Below are 6,928 nucleotides of genomic sequence, written 5' to 3' on the forward strand. Positions count from 1 at the left end.
TCCAAGGGACGACCGGCAGCGCGGCAGCGGGGGAAGCGGCCGCCGCGGAGTTCGCCAGCGTCAACGGCGGGACGGTCATGGACGACGTCGTCGTCTCGGTGGTCACCGACGGGGATTCCGCCCGTGTGACTGTGAGCGCCGAGGTCATCGAGGTCGTCCCCGGTTGGACAATCACCGTTCGAGCGGCCGCCGACGGGCCCGTCGAGCGGTTCCGCCCGGCAGGGGGTGACGAGTGACCGGCGCCGGGGATCGAGGCTCCGTCGTGACCGAGACGGTCCTGCTCACCCCACTGCTTGTCGTCCTCGTGCTCTTCGTCGTGCTGTGCGGTCGTCTCGGCTCGACGGCCAACGACGTCGAGACGGCGGCGTCCGACGCTGCCAGAGCCGCCTCGATCGAGCTGTCGTCGGCGGCCGCCGTCGCAGCGGGCGAGTCGACGGCGGCCGCCGTGCTGGCCGAGCGCTCCGTCGGCTGCTCGAGCCGGGCGGTGGTCGTCTCGACGGGCGGCCTTGTCAATGGCGGGACGGTGGAGGTGACCGTGACGTGCGTCGTGTCGCTCGCGGACCTGAGCGGCCTCGGGCTTCCGGGGAGCAAGACCGTGACGGCCTCGGCTGCCGAGATCGTCGACCGTTACCGGGGTGCTCCGTGAGGCGGGTCCGAGCCGACGCCGGCCAGGTGACGGCGTTCGTCGTGGTGACCGTCCTGACGATGGTGATGTTCGCCGGGCTCGTGCTCGACGGCGGCCGCCTCCTCGCTGGTCGCCGGCGCGCTGCCGATGTCGCCGACAGCGCAGCACGGGCAGCAGCGCAGGCCCTGTCCGTCGACGCCCTGCGAGCCCCGACGAACGCACAGCTCCTCCTCCAGGCAGAGGCCCGCGAGCTGGCTCTCCTGTACGTAGAGCGCTCCGGAATGACCGGCGAGGTCGTCGTCCAGGGCGACGCCGTGACCGTGACCGTGGCCGACGAGGTCCCGATGCTGATCCTCGGGCTCGGCGGGGTGTGGTCGCTTGAGGTAACGGGGACCGGTTCCGCACGCACTGTGCGAGGCATCGACGGCGCAGGGGACGGACCATGACCTCGCGCCGTGACGCGGCCGTCGGCGCGCTGGCCTCCCTGGCGCTCGTGACCCTCGCGGTCGGACCGCCCGTCGCCCTCGCTCTGGTCGTCGGCTCGCCGCTCCCGGAACGCCCTCCCGACTGGGAGACCGTCCGCCGCGTGCTCGCCGGCGAGACGCCGGTCGCCGTGACGACCTGGCTGAAGATCCTCGCCTGCGTGCTGTGGCTGCTGTGGGTCCGGATCGCCGTCGGCATCGCTGCCGAAGCCCTTCGTGTCGCACGCGAGCTGCCGTCGGCTGCTGCGGCGCGAGTCGGGCCGATCCAGCGGGTCGTCGCTCGTCTCGTCGCCACCGCAGCGCTGGTCGTGTCGACGGCGAGTACGCGGCCGGCCGTCGCGGCGACACCGCTGCAGTCGCTGGCGGTGTCGGTCCACCTCCCCGACGTCGTGCCCGCTGAGCCGGTCGACACGTCACCGACGCATGCGGTCAGTCAGCGCGGGTCGCGCTCCGAGGCACCTGCACCGGCGGCGTACACGGTGCGACCACGCGACACCCTCTGGGGGATCGCAGAGCGCGAGTGCGGGGACGGCCGCCGGTGGTCGGAGCTGTTCGACGTCAACGCCGGCCGGCCACAACCCGGCGGCGGGACGCTCACCGACCCCAACGTCCTGATGGTCGGCTGGGTCCTCGACCTTCCGGCCGACGCCCGCTCGCGTCCCGACCCGGCGAACGCGTCGTACGTCGTCCGTGCCGGCGACACGCTGACCGAGATCGCCGACGCGACCCTCGGAGACCCAGGTCGCTTCGACGAGCTGTTCGAGCTCAACGCCGGCCGCCCGCAGCCGAACGGTGGCACGCTCGGGGACCCGAACCTCCTCCAGCCCGGTTGGGTGCTCGAGCTTCCGCACGTGGCAGCAGACCCTCCGGTGGCCCATCCGGAGCCTCGACCGCAGCCGCACACCGTGGAGGAACGACGACAGCCGGCCGGACCTCCCGAAGCGGTGGTCCCGGCGTCGACGCCGGCGCAGACGGCGGCACCGACGTCGAGGCAGGACCTCGATCGGCAGAACGGCGGGCAGCGGGCGGACGAGCCTGCCGAGCCAGCTGGCGATACCGACGATGCGCCCTCACGTGGCGGCACACCGGTCCCAGCCCTCGGGGCAGGCTCGGCGCTGCTCGCCGCTGGGCTGTCGCTCCTCGTCGCACACCTCCGTCGGCGGCAGGGCGCCCGGCGGCGAGCGGGAACGGCCCGACCGGCGATTCCGCAGGCCGCCAAGCCCGTCGCCGAGGAGGTCCTCACGGCGGACGTCGCGTCGGCCGCTGCGGTGTCGCGCCAGCTGCGGGCGCTCGCGCGCGCCGTCGCGGCGAAGCCGGAGCAGCGCTGTCCCCGCCTCCGGCTCGTCCAGGTCTCGGCGGAACAGCTCGAGCTCCTGTGGTCGGAACCGTGGCCGGCGACCCCGGACGGGTGGCGTCCGGTCGCCGGCGGCCGGGTGTGGGAGCGACCGATCGCCGCCGAGGTCGAGGAGGCGGTGGCCGACTTCCCGGTCCCCGTACCGGCGCTGGCGACCATCGGGCGGGACGACAGCGCGGTCCTCATGGACCTCGAAGGCGAGGGCCTCGTCGCCATCGTCGGCGACGCGGGGACCCGTAGTGGTCTCGCACGGAGTCTCGCAATCGAGCTCGCGTCGTCACCGCTCGGCGATCCCGTGATGGTGCTCACGGTCGGCCTCGACGTGCCCGAGGATCGCTTCGAGTGGCTCCGCCCCTGCGCGGACGTCCAGGAGGCGCTCGATCTTGCCGCCGGCTCGTCGAGCGCCATCAGGGCCCGGCTGGCCGCCTGGCGGTACGAGACAACGTTCGCGGCGCGGTCGGCCGGTGGAACCGAACCCTGGACGGCGGCGGTCGTGATCGTCGACGGCCCTGCCGTCGACGAGGCGCGGTTCGCGCAGCTGGTCGAGCTTGCTCGCTCCCGCGGCCAGGGTCTCGCCGTGGTCGCCGTCGGCGTCGCTCCTGCGGGCGCCACCGTCATCGAGGTCCAGGACGGCAAGCTGTACCTCCCCGAGTTCGGGCTCGCCGCCACGGCCCAGGTGGTCGACGCCAGCGCAAGCGATGCGGTCGCGAGCCTGCTCGCATGGGCGGACGCCGACCCGGTCGAGGGCGGCCAGTCGGATTCGGAGCCGGAGCGGCGCGACGTCCAAGGGAGCGACCGGTACGAGGATCCCCCGTACCAGGCGCTCGTTCAGCTCCTCGGCCCCGTCACGGTGCTCGGGGGTCGAGAGCCGCTCCGCCCGATCCAGGTCGCCATCGTCGGGTACCTAGCGACACACGGTCCTGTCACCGCTGACCAGCTGCTCGAGGCAATCTGGGGCGAGAACCAGCCGGTCAACGCCCGCAAGCGGTTGAGCGACGAGATCAGCCGGATCCGCCACAAGAAGCTCCACCCCGACGCGATCGAGGCGCTCCCCAACGGCCGGTACCGAGCCGGCCGCCGCGTCGTCACCGATGTCGAGCTGCTCCGCCGAAGGATGGCGTACGCAGAGCACCAGCCGCCGCTCATGGCGATCGACGTCCTCGACGCGGCGCTTGACCTCGTCACCGGTCCGCCAGCCGTCGTCGACGGACACCTCCGCCCGTGGTGCCGGTGGCTCGACACCGAGATGCTCCACACCGAGTGGGAGGACCTCGTCGTCGACGCCGCTCACCGCCTGGCGGAGCTATGCCTCGCCAGCGGCGATCCCGACGGCGCCCGAAGGGCAGCTGAGCGAGGCAGGAAGGCGTCCCCGCTGAACCCAAGCCTCATCGCCGACGAGGTGACCGCCTGGCAAGCGCTGGGCGACCAGAACCGGGCACGGGCGATCTTCGACGCCTACCGAGTCGCTCTCGAAGACACGTGTGCAATGGAGCCGGAGCAGTACGTCGTCGACTTGATCGAGCGGCGGAGGAGCGCGGACGAAGCAGGATGAACTCGCCTTCCGCGACCCAATCTAATTTGCCCGGTAGAACGTCCCGCGGGAGCCAGCGCTGATCGGAGCGAGGCTCTGACGAGCGCTATTAGTGGACTATCGGGGGGACGGTATCTGCACTCTGGCCAAGGTTTCCTGGCCCTCGTTCCAGGCGCTGGCCAGGCGGTCCGGCTGAGACAGCCTGTCTCAGGAGGGAGCCTCGAGGCCGTTCTCTGCCTGGCCGATTCGCCCTTCCCGGACACGGCCCTGCGGTCGACGAGTCAAATCCCCGACACGCTCAGCCACCGCGCACGCTCACGATGCTGCTTCTCGGTGGGTGTGTAGACCTAACGGGAACGGACGTGAACCTCCCGCCGCCGCTCGACGCCCTCGGAGCTGCCATGACGGGCACCGAGACGCTCACCCTCCCGACCCGAGGCGACATCCTCACCGCACGCGCCAGACGGCCGCCTGTTCACGCGGAGCTTCGTCCTTGGGCGGCCGCCTGGGCATTGTTTCAGTTGTTTCCGCTCTGAGGTTCTCCCTCTGGGGGGAAGAACTCGGCGGTGTAACCGTGGACGGGAGTCCAACTCATCGACTTGACGTGCTGCCCGCTGCACTTAGCCAGGACGAAGGTTGCGACCAAGGCGAGGAGCTTCACGACAAGGTGCAGGACGAGTGTTACGACCAGCACGACGAGCGTGCCGGTCATCGACCTCTAGGGCCGGGCCTCCGGGACCACGGGGAGGGGTTGGCTCAATAGGCCTCCGTTCTGCCGAGCGTGGGCGGGCGTGTCGCTCGGCACCTTCGGCGGATATCGCCCGCCTCACTTACAGTGTACGAAGAAGGTGCGACAGGAACGGCGGACCATGCCGCCGACGATTGCCCTCGCTTGCGACTCGGACGCTTGTCGAGCCGCCCGTTGCCCTCGACTGCCGCCTGTGCGGGCGCCGCCGACGTGCCGTGCTCCATCAGCACGTCGCGGCAGCGGTTGAAGGTCGAGGGCGCTGCGGACGTTCGTCGAGAAGACGACCCGCGTGCCCGGTCCGGTGTTCGGGTGCTTCAGGTCGGTGTCGTCGCTCGTCAGGCGGATCTCGTCCGGTTGGGCCGTGGTCCACCAGATTTCACGCCGGACAGGGCGACGTAGTCACCCTGCTCGCTGGGTCAGCCATAGTTGCCTCTACTGCGCCTTGTAGGTGACGGCCTCTAAAGGGCCGCGCTTCAAAAGGCTAGACGGAGTAGAGCGACGACTCGCAGGTCTCGCCATGGCGATTACCGAGAACTGATTTACCGAGGGCCGTGATGGCAAGTCATGGCTCGCGTTCCGGCGCCGGGGAGCTCGCGAGCCGCGCCATCTCCCTCACGGCGTCCACGAGCGAAGCGGGCAGGGCCTCGAGCTCTCGATCTTTCACTGCCTTCAGCACGTGCATCGGCTTGTTGGCGGCGGACCGGCCGACGCCAAGTTTCGTCTCAAGTGATGGAGATATTGCGTAGATGGCGGCATCCGGCCCCGCAGCAGCACGGATTCGCTCGTTGGCATCGAGCGCTCGGGTGTTCTCGTCACGCTGCCATTGAGCCAAGTCGTCACCGTCGTAGACGTCGCTGTCGTGTAGCACCACGAAAGGGATGGCGAGGCTTCGGCAGACTCGGGCATAAAAGGGAAGCGCGTTCTTGCCTCCGCAGTCGACGACCGACAGTCCTTCTCCATCAACGTCGAGGCCCATTCTTTTCGCCACCTCAAGTGCTGCGAGGCGGTCTCCGTGCCCCTCGACGAGCAACGCTCCTCTTGAAAAGAGCACTTCCGCACTCTCCGCGTTGAAATACTGGGTGAGCTTCGCCCTCGCTAGTTCGTTGTCCAGAAAGCTGAGGTCGTCGGGGTCCTTCACCCGGGTTCCGATCGTTGCTCCGCCTGCCCCGTTACGCAGGAGGCGCAGTGACCTGAAGCGCGTCATGTCGGCGAAGACCGGAGAATGCGTCGTCGTTATGATTTGCGCCTGTTCGGCGTCAACGAGATCGACGAGCAGTCGCTTCAGGTAACGCTGAGCCTGCGGGTGGAGGTACATCTCGGGCTCCTCGATGAGAACCGTGTTGAGGCCGGTGCCCTTCTGCCGAAACGCCTCGAACATCCCAACCACGATGGCGCTCTGCTCACCCGACCCGAGCGCGTCAGCGGGCAGGAGAACCCCGTCCTGGTTGCATAGCAGCCGCAGCGAAGAGTGCGGACTACCGGGGTCTGTGAAACCAAATCTGACGGAGAACGCCTGCGCTGCCTTCCCGCCCATGAAGCCGAGCATCCGCCGTGCTGTCTCCTCGATGGTGTCCTCTACGGACCGCAGCTCGTCAGTGCGCAACGCGTCAACGGCCTGGCCGTACCGCTGCGTGAACGCTGTGCGTTCTCCCACTCCGTCACGCAAGAAACTTCGGCGCGCCTCCTCGAGCAGATCGTGCAGCACTGACCCGCGGCGACCCGGAAGCTGCCCGAATATCGTCCGGTTCTCCGTAATCGACAGAACCCGAGCCTGATCGCGTAAACCCGAGCCAACGCTTGTTAGCGGCTGAAACACCGGTTGCTGCCCCTTCGCCGGGCGGCGAGTGCAGACCATCAGCTGCTCGCCGCCGGCGTCCAAGGGTTCGAACATGTCGCGCAGATCACCGGGCAGTTTGTCGCCCGTCTTGCGCTTGTATGGCTGACATACAAACCGCAGCGATGCAACCTCGTGGCGCTTGCCTAGAGCATCCTCGTGGGTTAGAGCCGGATGGAAGTAACACCTCAGCTGTATCGCAACTGAGGTATCAAGGTTCCGAAAGTCGCCAGGGATGTCGAGCTGAGAGATCGACGGCCAACGGTCGCCGAGCACAAAGGACAGCGCACGCAGTACGGTGCTCTTGCCGGCACCGTTAGGACCAACCAAAACGGTGAGAGGGTCAAGCGCAAG

General features: G+C 69.0%; 5 protein-coding genes. 4 read left to right on the forward strand and 1 reads right to left on the reverse strand.

Annotated elements, in window-relative coordinates; all coding sequences use genetic code 11:
* From VGB14_17375 to VGB14_17390, 4 genes are all read left to right on the forward strand, one after another.
* Nucleotides 1-236 (forward strand): hypothetical protein (locus tag VGB14_17375; protein HEX9994703.1); only part of this gene is annotated, 236 nt, incomplete at its 5' end.
* Nucleotides 237-262: 26 nt separating this feature from the next.
* Complete coding sequence (locus VGB14_17380) at nt 263-646, forward strand: TadE/TadG family type IV pilus assembly protein (GenBank protein ID HEX9994704.1); 384 nt, start codon at nt 263-265, stop codon at nt 644-646.
* A 26-nt stretch (nt 647-672) separates the two neighbouring features.
* Complete coding sequence (locus VGB14_17385) at nt 673-1,071, forward strand: pilus assembly protein TadG-related protein (protein HEX9994705.1); 399 nt, start codon at nt 673-675, stop codon at nt 1,069-1,071.
* Nucleotides 1,068-4,013, forward strand: a complete 2,946-nt coding sequence (locus VGB14_17390) for a LysM peptidoglycan-binding domain-containing protein (protein ID HEX9994706.1) — start codon at nt 1,068-1,070, stop codon at nt 4,011-4,013. The genes VGB14_17385 and VGB14_17390 overlap by 4 nt, the downstream gene beginning before the upstream one ends.
* Before the next feature lie 1,289 nt (nt 4,014-5,302).
* On the opposite strand, the gene VGB14_17395 is transcribed toward VGB14_17390, so the two are convergent.
* Nucleotides 5,303-6,928, reverse strand: a 1,626-nt coding sequence (locus tag VGB14_17395) for an AAA family ATPase (GenBank protein ID HEX9994707.1), incomplete at its 5' end; no start/stop codon positions are given.

This window comes from Acidimicrobiales bacterium, assembly GCA_036399815.1.
Taxonomy (GTDB): domain Bacteria; phylum Actinomycetota; class Acidimicrobiia; order Acidimicrobiales; family DASWMK01; genus DASWMK01.